The sequence below is a fragment of the Pseudanabaena sp. Chao 1811 genome, assembly GCF_027942295.1.
GTDB lineage: Bacteria > Cyanobacteriota > Cyanobacteriia > Pseudanabaenales > Pseudanabaenaceae > Pseudanabaena.
This window is the reverse complement of the sequence record NZ_CP101416.1, coordinates 3,417,504-3,434,276: the sequence shown is the minus strand read 5'-3', so window position 1 is coordinate 3,434,276 and position 16,773 is coordinate 3,417,504. Positions and strand designations below refer to the sequence as shown.

13 protein-coding genes and 1 pseudogene are annotated in these 16,773 nt (G+C 41.9%); 6 read left to right on the top strand and 8 right to left on the bottom strand.

Translation table 11 applies throughout. From position 1 onward, the window contains the following. Positions 1-35: 35 nt before the first annotated feature. Positions 36-1,591 (bottom strand): annotated as a pseudogene (locus NMG48_RS15725) (DUF3086 domain-containing protein). Between the two features lie 639 nt (positions 1,592-2,230). Between NMG48_RS15725 and NMG48_RS15720 the strand changes: the two are divergent. Then, positions 2,231-3,490, top strand: coding sequence for a two-component system response regulator (locus tag NMG48_RS15720; RefSeq protein WP_271252419.1), 1,260 nt, complete (start codon positions 2,231-2,233; stop codon positions 3,488-3,490). A gap of 188 nt (positions 3,491-3,678) precedes the next feature. On the opposite strand, the gene NMG48_RS15715 is transcribed toward NMG48_RS15720, so the two are convergent. Continuing rightward, positions 3,679-4,935: a methionine gamma-lyase family protein gene (locus NMG48_RS15715; protein ID WP_271252418.1), complete on the bottom strand. Its 1,257-nt coding sequence runs from the start codon at positions 4,933-4,935 to the stop codon at positions 3,679-3,681. 318 nt (positions 4,936-5,253) lie between these two features. Between NMG48_RS15715 and NMG48_RS15710 the strand changes: the two genes are divergently transcribed. After that, positions 5,254-5,970, top strand: a complete 717-nt coding sequence (locus NMG48_RS15710; RefSeq protein WP_271252417.1) for a pyridoxine 5'-phosphate synthase — start codon at positions 5,254-5,256, stop codon at positions 5,968-5,970. A 163-nt stretch (positions 5,971-6,133) separates the two neighbouring features. Here NMG48_RS15710 and NMG48_RS15705 read toward each other — a convergent pair whose 3' ends face one another. From NMG48_RS15705 to NMG48_RS15690, 4 genes are all read right to left on the bottom strand, one after another. After that, entirely contained in the window at positions 6,134-9,520 is a 3,387-nt protein-coding gene (locus NMG48_RS15705; RefSeq protein WP_271252416.1) for an efflux RND transporter permease subunit, read from the bottom strand. Between the two features lie 223 nt (positions 9,521-9,743). Continuing rightward, a complete protein-coding gene (locus tag NMG48_RS15700; protein ID WP_271252415.1) occupies positions 9,744-10,175 on the bottom strand; it encodes a diacylglycerol kinase family protein in 432 nt (143 codons plus the stop codon). Positions 10,176-10,346: 171 nt separating this feature from the next. Beyond that, complete coding sequence (gene ybeY, locus NMG48_RS15695; RefSeq protein ID WP_271252414.1) at positions 10,347-10,838, bottom strand: rRNA maturation RNase YbeY; 492 nt, start codon at positions 10,836-10,838, stop codon at positions 10,347-10,349. A 250-nt stretch (positions 10,839-11,088) separates the two neighbouring features. Then, positions 11,089-11,301: a DUF3285 domain-containing protein gene (locus NMG48_RS15690; protein WP_271252413.1), complete on the bottom strand. Its 213-nt coding sequence runs from the start codon at positions 11,299-11,301 to the stop codon at positions 11,089-11,091. A 336-nt stretch (positions 11,302-11,637) separates the two neighbouring features. Here NMG48_RS15690 and gvpA point away from each other — a divergent pair, with 336 nt between their 5' ends. The 4 genes from gvpA (at position 11,638) to NMG48_RS15670 (ending at position 14,703) form a co-directional block, all read left to right on the top strand. Next, positions 11,638-11,856, top strand: a complete 219-nt coding sequence (gene gvpA / locus NMG48_RS15685; protein WP_009626980.1) for a gas vesicle structural protein GvpA — start codon at positions 11,638-11,640, stop codon at positions 11,854-11,856. A gap of 488 nt (positions 11,857-12,344) precedes the next feature. Beyond that, the gene (locus NMG48_RS15680; protein WP_271252412.1) at positions 12,345-13,487 is read left to right on the top strand and encodes a hypothetical protein; all 1,143 of its coding nucleotides are present in this window, start codon (positions 12,345-12,347) and stop codon (positions 13,485-13,487) included. Beyond that, positions 13,484-14,365 (top strand): gas vesicle protein GvpN, encoded by an 882-nt coding sequence (gene gvpN / locus NMG48_RS15675; protein ID WP_126387277.1) that lies wholly within the window; start codon positions 13,484-13,486, stop codon positions 14,363-14,365. The genes NMG48_RS15680 and gvpN overlap by 4 nt, the downstream gene beginning before the upstream one ends. Next, entirely contained in the window at positions 14,365-14,703 is a 339-nt protein-coding gene (locus NMG48_RS15670) for a gas vesicle protein (protein WP_126387278.1), read from the top strand. The genes gvpN and NMG48_RS15670 overlap by 1 nt, the downstream gene beginning before the upstream one ends. A 79-nt stretch (positions 14,704-14,782) precedes the next feature. Here the strand turns inward: NMG48_RS15670 and NMG48_RS15665 are convergent, their stop codons facing one another. Continuing rightward, on the bottom strand, positions 14,783-15,991 hold the full coding sequence (locus tag NMG48_RS15665; protein ID WP_271252411.1) for an MFS transporter: 1,209 nt from the start codon (positions 15,989-15,991) through the stop codon (positions 14,783-14,785). A gap of 68 nt (positions 15,992-16,059) precedes the next feature. Continuing rightward, positions 16,060-16,707, bottom strand: a complete 648-nt coding sequence (locus tag NMG48_RS15660; RefSeq protein ID WP_271252410.1) for a ferritin-like domain-containing protein — start codon at positions 16,705-16,707, stop codon at positions 16,060-16,062. Between the last annotated feature and the right edge of the window lie 66 nt (positions 16,708-16,773).

Sequence of the window (16,773 nt, the reverse complement as noted above, 5' to 3'; positions counted from 1 at the left end):
GAGATTTGGTGCGTCAAGTATGTTAATGCTTTTTTTTACCAGTCCCAATCAGAATCTTGATTGTTGCGACCGCGACCACCACCATATCCAGTATCACGATTATCACCATAATTACGGCTGGAATAGTCTCTTGAGCCATAGTCACGACTATCTCGTTCTCTCACACCATAATCACGATTTGGTTCGCGATTTGCATCTCTATTGACATTGCGTGAATAGTCTTGCTGGGGTTCACGGGTGTAATCACGATTATTTTGATTGTCTCGATAGGAATCACGATTAGTATCGCGATTTATGTAAGTTGAAGGAGCCGCAGGTTTAACATCAGGTGCGCCACCAAAGGCAATTAACAAGGGGAAACGTAGCAAGTCTACGGCTATTAATTCTTCTGATTCATCAATGACAACTAAAGGGCTAAGTCCTTCTTTGACAAGGCGATCGCCTTTAGTAGCTAGAGGCTCAGGATCTTCAAACAAAGCAATACCTTTATCGGAGCCAAAATGTTCTCTGGTCAAGCCTAAACAATCTTGAAAACCCCGTCGCCATTCACCAAGACGTTCAGGAGAAGTTGCTAAAACAAGTACTCGCAATTTTTCCCCATAAATGGCTTTGAGGACAGAGATCGCCGCCGATGTAACCAGAATATTTTGCAGACGAGTTCCCATTGTGCGGATAGCTCCACGACCTGACTGCTCAAAAAACCATTTGAATACGCGATCGGCGTGAACTTGCTCAAAGGTACGCCGCAGTTTCCATGCAGGACCATAATAGTCAGGTAGAGTTCGATAACGATCTAAGAGCTGCTCCACTCGTTGTTTATATTCAGCAAAGGTCTGTTCAGATAGGATGGGAGGCTCTGGTTCCTTGGCGGGTTTCTTCTCAGTAACTACTACTTCGGCTTCAGGTTTAGTTGGCGGCGCAACCAGATTAAGTTTCTCAGCACTAGCAACTAAATCTTGCAAACTACCGACAAGATAATCCTTAAAGCCCTGTACCCGCACCGCAATGTCTTGTTGGCTCCCGCATAGGTACTAGTCATTTCTTTATCAAGGCGATCCTTGCGCTTCTCAAGAACAGCGATCGCTGCTTGCAACTCTTGCTTTTGATATTCGAGCCTTGCCACATCCGCCTGAGCCAAACGGATAATCCCTGACTGGAGATCATCTATCTGATCTTGCAAAATCTTAGACTTTGTGGTTTTAAGTTGCTCTAGTTCCAACTTTAGGGCAGCTTCTTCTTGTTTTAATTTGTCAATATATGCCAATTTTTCTGATATCTCAGATATTTTAGATATTTCAGGTGTTTCTATGGTTTCAGGTTCTGCTTCTATTGTAGTTTCGGCAATGACTACAGAGTCGGAATGATCATTTTTATTGCTTTCGTCACCAGTTTCATAGTGAGCTTCTTTATTGGCTTCACTAGAGATCTCTGCAATTTCAGGTATGACTTCATCGCTATGCGGAAAGGTCGTATCAGCAATATTTTCAGCGCTAAGCTCTTCTAAACTTACTGATGAGGTAATTTCTGCGTGGGATTCTCCTTGGTCAGATGGATTTAAATTTTCTTCTACGGGAAATTGATCGGACTCCATAAAGTTCTCATCGCATCGGGCTTACTCATTTTATACTAATTTCTTAACATGGAGGTTCTCAGCTAAGTAGCTGGGTGCAATTAAACATAAAAGAACAAAACCCGTAGTGCAGGCGCAGCGTGCGCTACGGGTTTTGGTTCTGTTTTTTGATTATGCCCAACTACTTAGCTGAGAACCTATACCTCAAACTAAGACGTTGCATTAACTGTAATCAACATTCCAAGATCATAAATACTACGAAGATTTTTACTTTACCGTAGATAAAATAAAAAACAATATTTAACGCATGAAGACTAGATAAATATTTGGGCAATTATACGCACACTGCTCGTAAGCAAAGTTTCTAGAGATTTTATGTTTAATGGTACCTAGCTACTGAATCTAGCAATCCCAAATTATTTGTGGAAGCGTACTCCAATGAGGTGCACTTCCACAAATCCCAAAATCTACAGATGAGTTAGGATTGCTATATGCATATTATTAGTTTTATGGGAAGTCAATAAAGTCATTGTTATCCAACCCTTGAAACTAGCCATGATCAAAGCATGTAAATCTTAATTTCACGTAACATCAGTTAATATTAGTAATTTTATAAACGCTATATAATTTTTGATTACTACTTTGGCATCTTAATCTCTGATGATCAAAAACAAAGCGACCATTCTTGTTGTCGATGATACACAATACAATATACAAACGCTCTCAAATATTCTTATTAACCAAGGCTATGATGTTTTAGAAGCAACAGATGGTATCAGTGCGATTAATCTTGCTAAGACGAATATACCAAGTTTAATTTTGCTGGATATTAAAATGCCAGATATGGATGGTTATGAAGTTTGTATTAACTTAAAAAGCGATCCATTAACCCAGCAAATACCAGTTATTTTTATTAGTGCTATTGATAGAATCGAAGAAAAAGTCGAAGCTTTTGCTGTCGGTGGGATTGACTTTATTAATAAACCATTTCATTTAGTTGAAGTATTAGCAAGAATCGAAACTCACCTGCGAATTAGTTCTCTGCAAGCTCAACTTCTAGAGCAAACTCAACTTTTAGAGAATCAAAATCTGATTTTAAAAACAGAAATTTCCAATTTAACGGGATTTAATTGGGATTTATATGCAGATTTAAAAAGTGCTATTGAGCGCGAAGAATTACGATTATTTTACCAACCAATTGTCAATTTAAGAACAGAGCTAATTACTGGATTTGAAGCCCTAATTCGGTGGCAGCATCCCGTACATGGTATTCTTTCACCCGTAAGCTTTGTGGAACTTATGGAAACAACCAACTTAGTATATCCGATTGGTCTATGGGTCTTAGAGACTGCTTGTAAGCAACTCCAATCTTGGCAACAAAAGTTTCCTAATTATGTCAATTTGACCATGAGTGTCAATGTATCCACAAAACAACTAACAGAGTTTAATTTAGTGGAAAACATAAGAAAAATTTTAGACAATTATCAAATTAATCCTAATTGCTTAAAGTTAGAAATCACGGAAATTACGGTCATGGGCGATCGCGATCGCACTTTGCAAATTATTCATCAACTTAAAGATTTAGATATTCAGTTTTGCATTGATGACTTTGGTACAGGTTATTCATCTTTGCGGAGATTAACGGATTTTCCCATTGATATTCTCAAGATTGATCGTTCTTTTATCTACAATGAAGAGTGGATAATTGTCAAAGCTATTGGTTCTCTAGCTTTTACTTTAGGAAAAAGTGTTGTAGTTGAGGGAATAGAAACACTTTCACAATTAAAAATGCTCAAAACTCTATTTTCTTCTTCTCTCACGAAATGTTATGGACAAGGATACTTATTTTCTAAGCCTCTCGATACTGAATCTGCTTACCAAGTACTGGAAAACAATAAGGTATTTATGACTGATAGTTAGGTAGAAAACTGTGGCGCACGCTGCGCGTGCGCCACAGTTTTGTGGGTTTCATATTTAATTGCGCCTATATCGTCGCTTGTGTTAAGACAAAATCAAAAGCCAAGAAGAGAACGGCAACGCAAAGCGTCGCCGTTCTCTTCTTGGCTTTTATGTGCTAATACACTTGGCGACAGCTATAAAACTAAAAACTACTGTAAATCATCAATCTGGAAATTCTCAAGGGCGATCGCAACATGCGTCCAATGGGTTCCGCCTTGGAGAAATACAGTATAGGGTTCACGCAGGGGACCATCTGCGGAAAGCTCTAAGGTACTGCCATCAATGAAGGTTCCCCCTGCCATGACTAACTGGCTAACATAGCCTGGCATTTCCCCAGGGACAGGATCGACATAGGAATCAATGGGGGAAAAGCGCTGAAGATTACGACAGAATTCAATTAATTTTTTCGGATCGCCCAATTGAATCGCTTGAATAATATCGCGTCGAGGCTCGTAGGGTAGGGGTTTGACTTGATAGCCCAATTTATCAAAGACATAGGCTGCAAGGTGACTCCCCTTCATCGCTTCGCCAACCATTTGTGGTGCAAGGAATAAACCTTGAAATAGAAGTCGATTAAGGTCAAAGGTTGCGCCGCCTTCTCGTCCAATTCCGGGGGCAGTGAGCCTTTGGGCAGCAAGTTCGACATATTCGGCTTTGCCTGCCACATAGCCGCCTGCGGTAGCGATCGTTCCCCCTGGGTTTTTGATCAGGGAACCTGCCATGAGGTCAGCACCTACTGCCGTTGGTTCGCGATCGCTAATAAATTCGCCATAGCAGTTATCGACAAAACAGACAGTATTCGGATTTTGTTGCTTAACCAATTGAATAATTCTTTCGATATCTTCAATCGATAAACTCTGCCGCCACGCATAGCCGCAGGAACGCTGGATTAAAACCATCCGCGTTTGGGGTTTGACTGCTTTTGCTAAAGCTTCCCAATTTACGCCGCCTTCAGGGGTGAGTTCTACTTGACGATAGGTAATTCCAAAATCCTTGAGCGAACCTGCATAGTTAGCACCTGTACTATCGGAGGTGAGGGGATAGCCAATGACTTCTTCGAGGGTGTCGTAGGGTGCGCCGACTACAGATAAAAGCTCATCAAGGGGCCGCAAAATCCCGAATAGACAACAGGCGATCGCATGGGTTCCTGAGACAAACTGCACCCGCACGGCGGCGGACTCTGCGCCCATAACCTGTGCAAAAACTTCATCCAAGACATCGCGTCCCATATCCCCATGTCCATAGCCTGACACACTGGCAAAATGATGTGCGCCCACACGGCGATCGCGAAAAGCTTGCAAAACTCTTTCGAGATTTGTTTTTACATGAAGATCGATTTTAGTGAAAGTAGGCGCAAGGGCTGTAACTGCTTCTGCAACCAGCAGTTTCATTTTGTCAGAGGTCATTAGTCTATGGGATTTTTTTGGCGGCTTATGATCCTACGCGAATTTGATTGATTTTGTCTAGTCGATATCCAAATGCAAAGGTAGGGCATTGGACTACCTCTCCAAAACTTGGTCATACAGCAGTTTTTGATCAAAAGAACCACAAGAAAATTTTTAAAAGCGTTGCTTTGCAACACTTTTAAAAATTTTCTTGTCTTGGTTCGGGTTTGAGCGCAAAGTGCTGTAAAAAGCGATGTGATTTGTTCTAAGCATTATGACGATTGCTATCGTAAAGTATAGATATATGACAAATTTTGAAAAATTTTGAGGAATAAAGTTTTGCCTACTCTGGGAGTAAACATCGATCATATTGCGACTATTCGCCAAGCGCGTCGAGGTGTCGAACCCGATCCCGTCGCCGCCGCAGTGATCGCCGAATTAGCAGGGGCTGATGGCATTACCGTTCATTTACGTGAAGATCGTCGTCATATTCAAGAGCGAGATGTTCGATTACTCAGACAAACTATCCGTACTAGGCTCAATCTCGAAATGGCAGCAACCCCTGAAATGGTCGCGATCGCCCTTGATGTCAAGCCTGACTATATTACCCTCGTACCTGAACGGCGCGAAGAAATCACGACAGAGGGTGGGTTAAATGTAAAATCACAATGCGATCGCTTGGGTAAATTTGTGCATCAATTGCAAGGTGCAGGTATACCTGTGAGCCTGTTTGTGGATGCTGAGCCAGAGCAATTGCAAGCTTCCGCAAGAACTGGCGCAAAATTTGTGGAATTACATACAGGTACTTATGCCAACGCCAAAAATGAAGAAGAGCATACCCGTGAGCTAGAACTATTGACTAAAGGTGGAGAATTAGCAATTAGCTTAGGACTAAGACTGAATTCAGGGCATGGCTTAACCTATTGGAATACTCGTCCTGTGGCACAAATAAAGGGAATGGAGGAGTTAAACATTGGACATAGCATTATTAGCCGTGCCGTGTTAGTAGGTTTAGATAAAGCGATTCGGGAAATGAAAGAGCTTATAAATCCATAAAAGAAGAGGGTGCTAAAGCACCCTCTTCTTTATTTGAAACGGACTTTTAGATAGGGTTTGCTTGCCAAACCCTATCTAAAAGTCCAAAAGTAAAAGCCTTGCGTAGCAAGGCTTTTACTTTTGGACTTTTAAAGTTTGCCAGCTTAACCCCAACTAATGCTATTTATACAGGTTTGTTGTCTTCCTGTGACTTTTCTGAAGAGTCACTATGATTGCTAGGTGAGTTGCTATTGGGGTTGTCATGATTGCCATTCAATTGATCCTGATTCAATCTGCTTGAATTACCATGAACACTATGAAAGTGATTGCTGTAACTATCACCATACTCAGCAACTAGAGCCGACTCAACAATGTTTATAGTTTTGGGATCATGGACATCTAATTTCATCCGTTTCTCAATAGTCTTCACGACAATATATAGAACGGGGACGATGAAGAGACTTAAGAATGTCGCCACACACATGCCACCCATCACTGCAGTCCCAATTGATTGACGAGCTGCCGCACCTGCACCTGTGGCAATCACCAAAGGAAAAATCCCGATAATAGTCGAAAAAGCTGTCATTAGAATGGGACGTAATCTCTGTTGAGAAGCCTCAATTGCAGATTTTGTAATACTCAACCCACTTTCATGTAGCTGATTGGCAAACTCTACAATCAGAATAGCGTTTTTACTTGCCATACCAATTAACATCACCAAGCCAATTTGGGTATAAACATCATTAGCAAAATTGGGACTCGATAAGCCACGGAACATTACCGCTAAAAGTGCGCCCAGTACAGCAAGGGGCACAGTGAGCATGATGATCGTGGGATCGATGTAGTTTTCGTATTGAGCCGCCAGTACTAAAAATACAAATACAACTCCTAAACCAAAGATGAAGAAAGCACTACTACCCGAACCAATTTCTTCTAAAGATAAGCCTGACCATTCATAGCTAAAGCTCTTGGGCAGAACTTCCTTAGAAATCTTGTTCATAATATCGATCGCTTGTCCTGAACTGACTCCCGGAGCAGTATTACCTGTGATTTGCACAGATCGGAAGAGATTATAGTGATTAATAATCGAAGGACCAACGGTTTGAGTAACTTTAACTAAATTGCTGAGGGGAATTAACTGTCCTGTCCGCGATCGCACATAGAGCTTATTGATATCGTCGGGATTAGCACGGAATTGAGCATCGGCTTGGACATAGACGCGATAGGTACGCCCAAAGGTGTTGAAATCATTGACATACTGAGAACCAAGCAATGTCTGCAAGGTGTTGTAAATATCTTGCAAAGATACTTGCAGCGCATTTGCCTTAACGCGATCAACATCGACGGTCAACTGTGGCGTATTGCCATTAAAACTTGGGCGTAGCCCTGCCAGCATCGGACGATTGGGATCAGGATAGGTACTTGCCTTGCCTAATAAGGCTCCCATGGTTTGCTCGATGATTGGGAAGCCTTGGTTCGCTTTGTCCTGTAACTGATATTCAAAACCACCGTAGTTACTCAAGCCTTGAATTGCTGGTGGTGGGAAGGGAACTACAAAAGCATCTTTAATGGAAATGAGAGAAGGCAGTAAACCAAAGGGCTTGGGCGTAAATCCACCAATTATCTCCGAAGCCGATCGCGATCTTTCTTTCCAAGGTTTCAGTGTGGTGAATACAATGCCATTGTTGGGCGTATTGCCACTAAAGCTAAATCCTGCGATCGCAAAGATATTCGAGATTTCAGGATAAACTGGTTCTCCCTTTTCATCTTTACGAAGCATAATACCTTCGATATTTTCTAGCACCTTTTCAGTGTAATTAAGCGATACACCTTCAGGAGCTTGGACAATCGTAATGAAATAGCCCTGATCTTCCTGAGGTAAAAAGCCTCTTGGCACAACTGTATATACCCAATAGGTAGCAAACAGAGAGAGCACAAATAGGAGCATTACCAAGCCTTTTAAATGGGTTGACCTATTGAGAATCTTCTGGTAGTGATTTCTTGTGCCATCAATCACCCAATTCACGCGATCAAAAAACCAATTGCTACGTGGTGTCTCCTGTTTTAATAAGAAAGCCGCTAAGGTTGGCGAAAGAGTCAAAGCATTGAAAGTGGAAACAGTAATCGAAAAAGCAATCGTTAGCGCAAACTGTTTATACAATTGCCCTGTTGTTCCAGGGAAAAAAGCAACAGGCACGAACACCGCAATCAACACCATCGAGCTAGCAATGACTGCCCCCTGCAATTCATTCATCGCCGCGATCGCAGCTTTAACAGGTGTTTCTCCTTTTTCTTGAATGCGGCGTGTCACGTCCTCTACAACCACGATCGCATCATCAACCACTAGCCCTGTGGCAAGGGTTAAGCCAAATAGCGTCAGGGTATTGATATTAAAATTCAGCAGCTTGATGAAAATGAATGTCCCAATCAAAGAAACAGGAATAGCGATCGCAGGAATTAACGTAGAGCGCCAATTTTGCAGGAACAGATAAATAATGACGATAACGAGAGCGATCGCAATCAGTAGCGAAATAATTACTTCCTCAGTTCCTGCCTCAATAAAACTAGTGGTATCGAAGGCAATCTCATAGTTTAGACCAGGAGGAAAAGTTGGCTTCAAATCTTCTAGAACATGTTTTACAGCATGAGCCACATCTAAGGCATTAGCATCAGGCAATTGAGATACACCTAAACCAATCCCACGAGTACCATTAAACCTTAGAGCTGATCCATAGTTTTCTGCACCTAGCTCTACCCTTCCGACATCACGGAGCTTGATCAGTGAGCCATCACTCGCAGTTTTAATCACAATATCCGAAAATTCTTCAGTGTTTTTTAAACGCCCTGTAGCAGAAATTGATAGTTGATATTGTTGATCTGGGAGATTGGGTTGCTGTCCAATTTGTCCGACACCCACTTGCAAGTTTTGTTGCTGAATCGCCGCTACGACATCCTGAGCCGTTAAGCCTCTTGCAGAGAGCCGATTAGGATCAAGCCATACCCGCATGGCATACTTGCGTTCACCAAAGATGATCACATTACCAACGCCTTTGACTTTCTTAATCGCATCGACAATATAGAGATCAGCGTAATTACTCAAATATAGATCGTCATATTCTCCCTTCTCGGAATAAACACCGATCGCAAAGAGAAATCCTGATGATTCCTTACTGACTCTGACTCCCGTTTGTTGAACTGGGGCAGGTAGCTGTGATTGCACACTGGAGACGCGATTTTGCACATCCACGGCGGCAATATCTTTATTTTTGCCTAGGTCAAAAACTAAGTTGACAGAACTAGTTCCGTTATTGGCGCTAGTGGAAGTAATGTAGCGAACTCCTTCAATCCCATTCAATTCTCTTTCGAGAATATTAGTAACTGTAGATTCCACAACTTCGGCATTTGCACCGACATAGTTTGCCGTAACCGTTACCTTAGGTGGCGTAATTTCAGGATATTGAGCAACAGGTAAGATAAAGATACAAGCCGTTCCCAATAATGTGATGATGACAGAACAGACTGTCGCAAACACAGGTCGTCTGATAAAAAAGTCAGATATGGATAGCAGCATGGCTGAGATGTAAGAATGAAGAGTTAAGCAATAGATCTAGCCACTGACTGCTGAAATATTTTAGTTCTAGCCATAATAGGCAGCACATTGCATTACCTATCATAAGCTCAAGTATATTCTAAGATAAGCCTTACCAAAATTTCTGTTTGTTGCTATGACTAACCTTTAGGCTTTTTAAGCCAAAGAGAGTGGCGGAGCCTTGCTCCGCCACTCTCTTTGGGGCTTAGGCAATTGCAAGCACAATATGCGGCAATAACAATGCTCCAGCAATGAGTAGAGCAGCGATCGCCGCAATAAGTACTGCCCCAGCCGCGCAATCCTTAGCAATTTTGGCTAACTGATGAAACTCGCGACCCACCGTCAAATCTACTACCGCTTCCAAAGCTGTATTTAGTAATTCCAGTACTAAAACTAGGGCGATCGTCAAGCTAATAATCGAGCAGGCGACAGCAGACAACTTGAAATAAAGACTGAGGGATAAAGCGATCGCCCCAATTAGCAAATGAATCCGAAAATTTCTCTGAGTACGAAAGGCATAGCTGACACCCTGTCCAGCATATTTAAAACTCAGGAATAAATTTGTGGCAATTTGAAAAGAATCACTACGCTGAATCGCTTTTTCTTCAGATTCTTCAAACTCGTCGATCTGTGTCATTTGCTCGGATAAAGAAGTCGATTTGATTAAAAGTAGTCTTGAAAGCGGTAAATCGATATTCATGGATGTAATTCCAACTAGATTTTGCCAAGCAATTGTCAAGATTCTGGAGATTAGTTTACCGAAATTATGCGCTCAATCCTAGCTATTTTCAACTGCTTCCGTCTTGATTTATAGTAAAATCAGGTTTAGCATGAGATCCTGCTGTTTAAGCATAGCTTCTAGGCTTTCATCATCGGGATGATCCCAGCCAAGCAAATGTAACAATCCATGGGCTGCCAACCAAGCTAATTCATAGGTCAGTGAATGACCACGTTCTTGAGCTTGGCGTATCGCTGTTGTTTGGGAGATGATGATATCGCCTAAATAAGTTGGTTCAACATAATCATCTTCATCTACAGGAATTTCGGGAACCTCTGATTCCAAAGACGCAAAAGATAAAACATCCGTCGGGCGATCCTGCTGACGATATTGCAGATTCAATTGTTGAATTGTGGCATCATCAGTAATCGCGAGGGATAGCTCATATTCTCCATCAACGATCACTTGCTCAGATGCAAGGTACTTCTCCCAAGTAGCAAACCAATCTTGCCATTGTTCTTCTTTAACAGGATGGCGATCGGCAACTTCAGGATAGATTTCGCAATATAGATCAAAGCTCAATGATTGGGAACCTCAATAAATATAAAGAAAAGGGACAACTGGTATCAGTAAAAACAAAAGTAAAAAACGGATCTAATTAATCATAATCCTGTTGCGAATCATCTCTACAAATTCACAAAAAGTCGATTTAACAAAACTTAATTAGTTGATAGTTATCGACTTTATTCTCAAATAAAAATTTCTAATTGGATTAGAGTTAGGCTATGTGTTCCTTGACAAGAATAGAATATTCTTGACTCTTTTTGAATTGTTAGTGAAAAATAATCGCAAGTACTAGCAAGGTAGCGACCACGCCAAAAATAGTTAAAGAAAAATGGAATAAAGAAGTACTACCTTTCTTGACCATATTGCGCATAGCAATTTTGACAAAACTGTCTTGCGGTTGACTAGTCGATTGTTTGCTAATGGTATTACTGCTATTGTTGCTAGGGATATTCGATTCGGTGTTTAGATCGCTATTCATTATTTTAGTTGTAGTAATTTATCTAGAGTTAAAAATGAATGTTAAGTATTTTAGACAATAGGTAACCTAAGATACATAGTTAGATTGCTATTTTTATAAGCCAAACTTCATAACTAAGGAATGTTAGTTAAAAATTAGTCTTGTCTTGTTTATATTTCCTTAAAGAAAGTTTATCATCAACATTAGCTATAACCTATAGAATTAATACAATATCTTGATCTTCTAGTCAGGATAATTTAGTACAAAATCAGTATAAGTAATTTTGCTGTTGTGTAGTACAGTAAGCACAGGCAGAATTTAAATGCCGAACATAGTTAATTCAAGGAGAACATTACTATGGCAGTCGAAAAAGTCAACTCTTCCTCTAGTCTAGCGGAAGTTATTGATCGTATTTTGGATAAGGGCATTGTCATTGATGCATGGGTACGAGTCTCATTGGTGGGAATCGAACTGCTATCAATTGAAGCTCGCGTCGTCATTGCCTCTGTGGAAACATATCTCAAATATGCTGAAGCAGTTGGTCTCACAGCCTCGGCGGCAGTACCTGCTGCTTAGTAAGTATATCTAGCAATGCTAGTCATAAGTTACTAAACAATAGATCTATTAGCCTACCGAATTCTTCTTTGCTCCCTTCTCACTAATAAATATCTTGTTGATTTTGTAGTTTATTGTTGTTAATTTTTTATTGACAAAACAGTAAATCTTGGGCGTTGCAAAACATAGTAGTGATTTACTGGATTTATCCCGTGGAGTAGCGTCCCCGTACCTACCCTATGAGCTTTTGGACAACCGCGGGGGGTTGTCTCTAACAGTTTCATTATGAAAATAATGCAACGCCAATTTGTTAGCAGGGTATTAGTATAGTGAGGAGGGATATAAGTTCTCATAAGTTTGATTTTTGGGTTTGACTCAGTTTATTGATGGATGAAACAGTTTAGGGCGAGCAAAGTTGAGCAATCATTTTGCACGGGTGGTTGGTATAGAGTCGAATCTATGTTGATTTGATAAATTTGATTTGAAAGAGTGAATTTGAGGATAACGTTATGGCTTCTTTGATGCAAGAATTTGCAGAAGCAAGGCAACAACGACTACAGGAGCGTGCAAATTTTTTAGCTGAGCAACAGTTGGCACGACAAGAGCGAGAAAAAGCTCTACAAGCACAGTCGGAAGCTACGGCTGCATATTTGGCTCATGCTGAGCAAACTCGTCTAGCATGGGAACAAGGTAGACAGGCGATCGCTGAAAATGCTTTGGCATCTCGACAGGAAGAACTGCAAAATCGTGCTAATCAGGTATTGCAATATTTGCAAGATCTCAGTTCAAATCGTGCTCAGCAAGCTACCGAAGACAGCGAAGAACGTGCCCAAGAAGTTAGAACTCGCACTTTCAAAACGCGATCGCAGTTAAAACATATCCACAAAGCAAGGATTCGCATGGGGAAAGCGGATCGTGATCAACGTCAACAACTTACTCAAGAGCGAGCTGCCTTTACGCAAATGCAAATCGAAGATCTCAATAAGGCGCGTTTAGCTAATGCGAAGGCTGCGGCAGATCAGAGATCTCAAGAGGTACAAGCAAGAACGGCTGAAGTCTCAGCCCAAATCCAAGCTACGACTGAGCAAAGACTTGCCCAAGCAAAACAAGATACTGCATCAAGAGCTAAAGAATTTAGCGATCGCGTAGCAAATGTCAAAACATCTTTAGAACAACTTGAATCCACTCGTCTTGCCGAAGCTCAAGCGCAGGCGACCAAACTAAACAATTTCCGTGCTAACTTAAGTGCTTCAGTTTGGGCTGGCTCCCGCTCTGTTGCTGTATCTCAGCCTATTGCCAAGGTATCAGCCAACACTGCCGATGACAACTCCGCTAGCCTTAGCCCTAAGCCGAAAAAGAAAGGTTCTAAATCGGAAAGTGTGGTTGTAACCCCAGAGCCAGAGATTGCCAAGCCTGTTGCTGTGGAGCCTCCTAAGGAAACTCCTAAGGAGACTCCCAAAGCCTCCAGCAAAATCGAGCAATTTGTGGTTGACTATGTGGCTCAATTATCGACAAACTCTAGCCTGTTAGAAGTTGTCAACGATCGCGACACCGTTAGAGATTTACTGGCTCAAGGTGCAAACACGCTCAAAGTCGATCCTTCTGATATCCTGAACACCTTACTACAAATGGCAGAAGGCTCATCAACATGACCACAGTTCTCCATGCCAATGCGCGTCAATTTGTCAGCACGGACTTTACTAAGCAAATTGTCCGTCGGGCGCTACGCTATTTACAATCGGGCTTTGCAATTCATTTGCGCGGGCCTGCTGGTACGGGCAAAACTACTTTAGCGATGCATCTTGCAGGCTTAGTCGGTAGACCAATGGTTTTGATCTATGGTGATGAAGACTTGCGATCGTCCCAATTGGTTGGTTCTAACTCAGGCTATTCCCGTAAAAAAGTTGTCGATAACTATATCCATTCAGTTTTGAAAGTTGAAGATGATCTGCGTCAAAATTGGACAGACTCGCGTTTAACTTTGGCAGCAAAGGAAGGCTTCACACTGATTTATGATGAGTTCAACCGATCGCGCCCTGAAGTAAATAACGTATTGCTCAGCGCTCTCGAAGAGAAGCTCATCGTCTTGCCTCCTGACAGTTCCCAATCGGAATATGTGCGGGTACATCCCTTATTTCGGGCAATCTTTACTTCCAATCCTGAGGAATATGCAGGGGTACATCCCACACAGGACGCGCTACTCGATCGCATGATCACCATTAATATTGGCGAAGCGGACGTTGAAACCGAAAAGCAAATTTTGGTGAATCGCGTAGGCTTAGATCGCACTCAAGCCCTGAAATTGATCAACTTGATTCGTGGCTATCGTCGTCAAGTGCAATGCAGCAAAGCATCGAGTTTGAGAGCCTGTTTGCTGATTGGTAAGATTTGCGTTGAGCATGAAATTCCTGTCTCTGGCAAAGATGATGACTTCCGCGCACTGTGCTTTGATGTGTTGATTTCTCGCTATGGTAGTGGTGAGCCTGAGTCGGAACTTGGACTCGCTAAATTATTGGATCAAATACCTTAATGTCTCAAGCGATTAAATCTCAAGCAATAAACACTAGTACAACTGGCTCTTCCCTTGCCGATATTCTGGAAAGAGTATTAGACAAGGGCATTGTCATTGCGGGTGATATCACAGTGTCCGTGGGCAGTGTGGAGTTGTTGAGTATCAGAATTCGATTGCTAGTAGCCTCGGTGGATAAAGCGAAAGAAATCGGGATTAACTGGTGGGAGTCTGATCCCTATTTGTCTTCAAGAACGCAGGAATTACTCGCTTCTAACCAACAATTATTAGAGCGTGTAAATTTATTAGAAAGAGAATTAGCCGCAGTTAGGCAATTAGAGGGAAATCAAGAAAAGTAGCTTCATAAAGTTTTGAGGGTTTCAATTTGCCATAGGCAAATTGAAACCCTCAAAACTTTGTTGGGTTTAATTTTGTTGTTTACACTGTGGAGTTTATGAAATTCTTTAAACAGATTAAAGAAATAGCTAAGGCAAATACGCTCAAAAATGCTCCATAAATGACAGGAATTTCTCCTAGTGCAATAACACCACTTGCAAAAATTGCTGTTGCTAAACCACTGCCGCCAAAATATAATCCTGTCCCAAAGCCAGCTTGATGTGGCGGAACCATCGCTAAGGCTAAGGGAATCGTATTAGTTAAAACTAAACCTAGCGCGATAGAAGCGATCGCACTTATCAATATTAAATAAATTCCATTTTCGCTCAGTAATAAAAGCGTAAGACAACCAGCAATTATGGTTAATCCCCAGCCCATGCCAAAGGCTGTTTTCTGTCTACCAAATAGTGATCGCAAAGGTAATGTCGCCAAACCAGCAATTAACAGTATTCCTGATTGAGAATATTCCACTGGAAGACGAGCAATTGCTGCAAAAAGATGATGGGGGAGGATATGGAGTAGTAAATTAATTTCTAAGCCAGAGCCTAGACCAACCACAAAAGGCAAGCTGTAGGCGATCGCCGAATTTGGCGTTAAATTTGCGATGGTAGGTTCGGGGCTTGTTGCCGTTGCTAAATGTCTGGGCATGGATGCCCATAGCAACACTGAACCAATTAAAAGTGCGATCGCTCCCAAAATAAAAGTAAGAGAAGCACCAAGCTGTTTGAGGATGAGTCCTAATATGGGACTGGTGGCGCTCGTAACTGCTAATACAAGCGCTAAAATGGAATTAGCTTGAGGTAGTTGACTCGTTGGCGCAAACCCTTGAAGTAAGGCGATCGCGGGCCCGCGAAAGATAATCATGGCGATTACCCAAATTGTCATCATTACTGGCACAATCCAACGTAGTTGCTCAGCAAGCTGCACTTCGACTAACCAAGAAACAATCACAAAAATGAGTCCTGCGAGAGTCACGCCCACAACAATCTGCGGCAAACGACTCCCAAATCGACCGAGAAGGCGATCGGAAAACCAGCCGACAATTGGTTCCACAACTGCTCCCAGCAATCCCTGAAAAATGCCTAGCCATGCAGCTAAATCTACAAATCCAATCCTTGCCAAAATTCGCGGCTGATAAAATCCGTAAGCAATCCAGCTAAAGGTAATAGCAGCTAATAGGGCGGCGAGTCCCCAGACTTGTCGCCAAAGAATTTTAGTCGGAGGACTTGGGAAAGCAGTAGTTTGCAGCATTAGTCGCGATATTTATAATTAGTAAAATCTTTGGGAAGTATTACTTTGCAATACTTCCCAAATTTTATTTAAACTTTAAGAATCCAATCATTGCGAGTATCTTTGCTCACAAAAGCAGCAGGAACAACATTCAAAGAAACACCTAGAGATTGGAATGCGGCACGAATTACCGTGGCATGGGAAGCTTCAGTGGAACCAATACTTGCACCTGCGGTGATGAGATCAGGATTCTTGAGAGTAGCCACTTCTCGACCATAGGCGATCGCAGCATCGACCTCCAGCGCAAGGGCAAGCTTCGCAATATTCACATCAGAATCTAAATTCCCCTCACCTTTCTCAATGTAGGGAGTAACAGTTTTCAGATATTCCATCTTCGCAGTTACAGGTGTACCACCTAGCTGCTTCACGACACTCGCGAGTAGATCTCGATGGGCTTTGTGATCGGATTGGTTCGCTAAAGCGATCGCCAAAACTGCCTTGCCCACATTGCTATCAGTGAGTTTACCTGCGGCAAATCCATAGGCCCAAATCGCTTGATGTTCATAAAATAGAGCTTTATTGAGTACCTTGATGTCATTAGCCACATCACCCTTAGGTTTTGCCATCACCGCAGGAACAACTGCGGTACTAGCCGCAATCCCCATTGCTCCAAATAACCCAGCTTTAATTAATTCGCGGCGCGAAGCGGAACGAGAAGATCTTTCTGTTCTAGACATGGTTTTCACCAGATAATATATAGTTAAAAAATCAGTTGTGGCTGGTCAGCGAGGGTTTTGAGTTTG

Bases quoted from the DNA above. Each gene is read 5' to 3' on its own strand.
- NMG48_RS15720 (WP_271252419.1), top strand. From the start codon at position 2,231: ATGATCAAAAACAAAGCGACCATTCTTGTTGTCGATGATACACAATAC.
- NMG48_RS15715 (WP_271252418.1), bottom strand. From the start codon at position 4,935: ATGACCTCTGACAAAATGAAACTGCTGGTTGCAGAAGCAGTTACAGCC.
- NMG48_RS15705 (WP_271252416.1), bottom strand. From the start codon at position 9,520: ATGCTGCTATCCATATCTGACTTTTTTATCAGACGACCTGTGTTTGCG.
- NMG48_RS15700 (WP_271252415.1), bottom strand. From the start codon at position 10,175: ATGACACAGATCGACGAGTTTGAAGAATCTGAAGAAAAAGCGATTCAG.
- NMG48_RS15690 (WP_271252413.1), bottom strand. From the start codon at position 11,301: ATGAATAGCGATCTAAACACCGAATCGAATATCCCTAGCAACAATAGC.
- gvpA (WP_009626980.1), top strand. From the start codon at position 11,638: ATGGCAGTCGAAAAAGTCAACTCTTCCTCTAGTCTAGCGGAAGTTATT.
- NMG48_RS15680 (WP_271252412.1), top strand. From the start codon at position 12,345: ATGGCTTCTTTGATGCAAGAATTTGCAGAAGCAAGGCAACAACGACTA.
- gvpN (WP_126387277.1), top strand. From the start codon at position 13,484: ATGACCACAGTTCTCCATGCCAATGCGCGTCAATTTGTCAGCACGGAC.
- NMG48_RS15670 (WP_126387278.1), top strand. From the start codon at position 14,365: ATGTCTCAAGCGATTAAATCTCAAGCAATAAACACTAGTACAACTGGC.
- NMG48_RS15665 (WP_271252411.1), bottom strand. From the start codon at position 15,991: ATGCTGCAAACTACTGCTTTCCCAAGTCCTCCGACTAAAATTCTTTGG.
- NMG48_RS15660 (WP_271252410.1), bottom strand. From the start codon at position 16,707: ATGTCTAGAACAGAAAGATCTTCTCGTTCCGCTTCGCGCCGCGAATTA.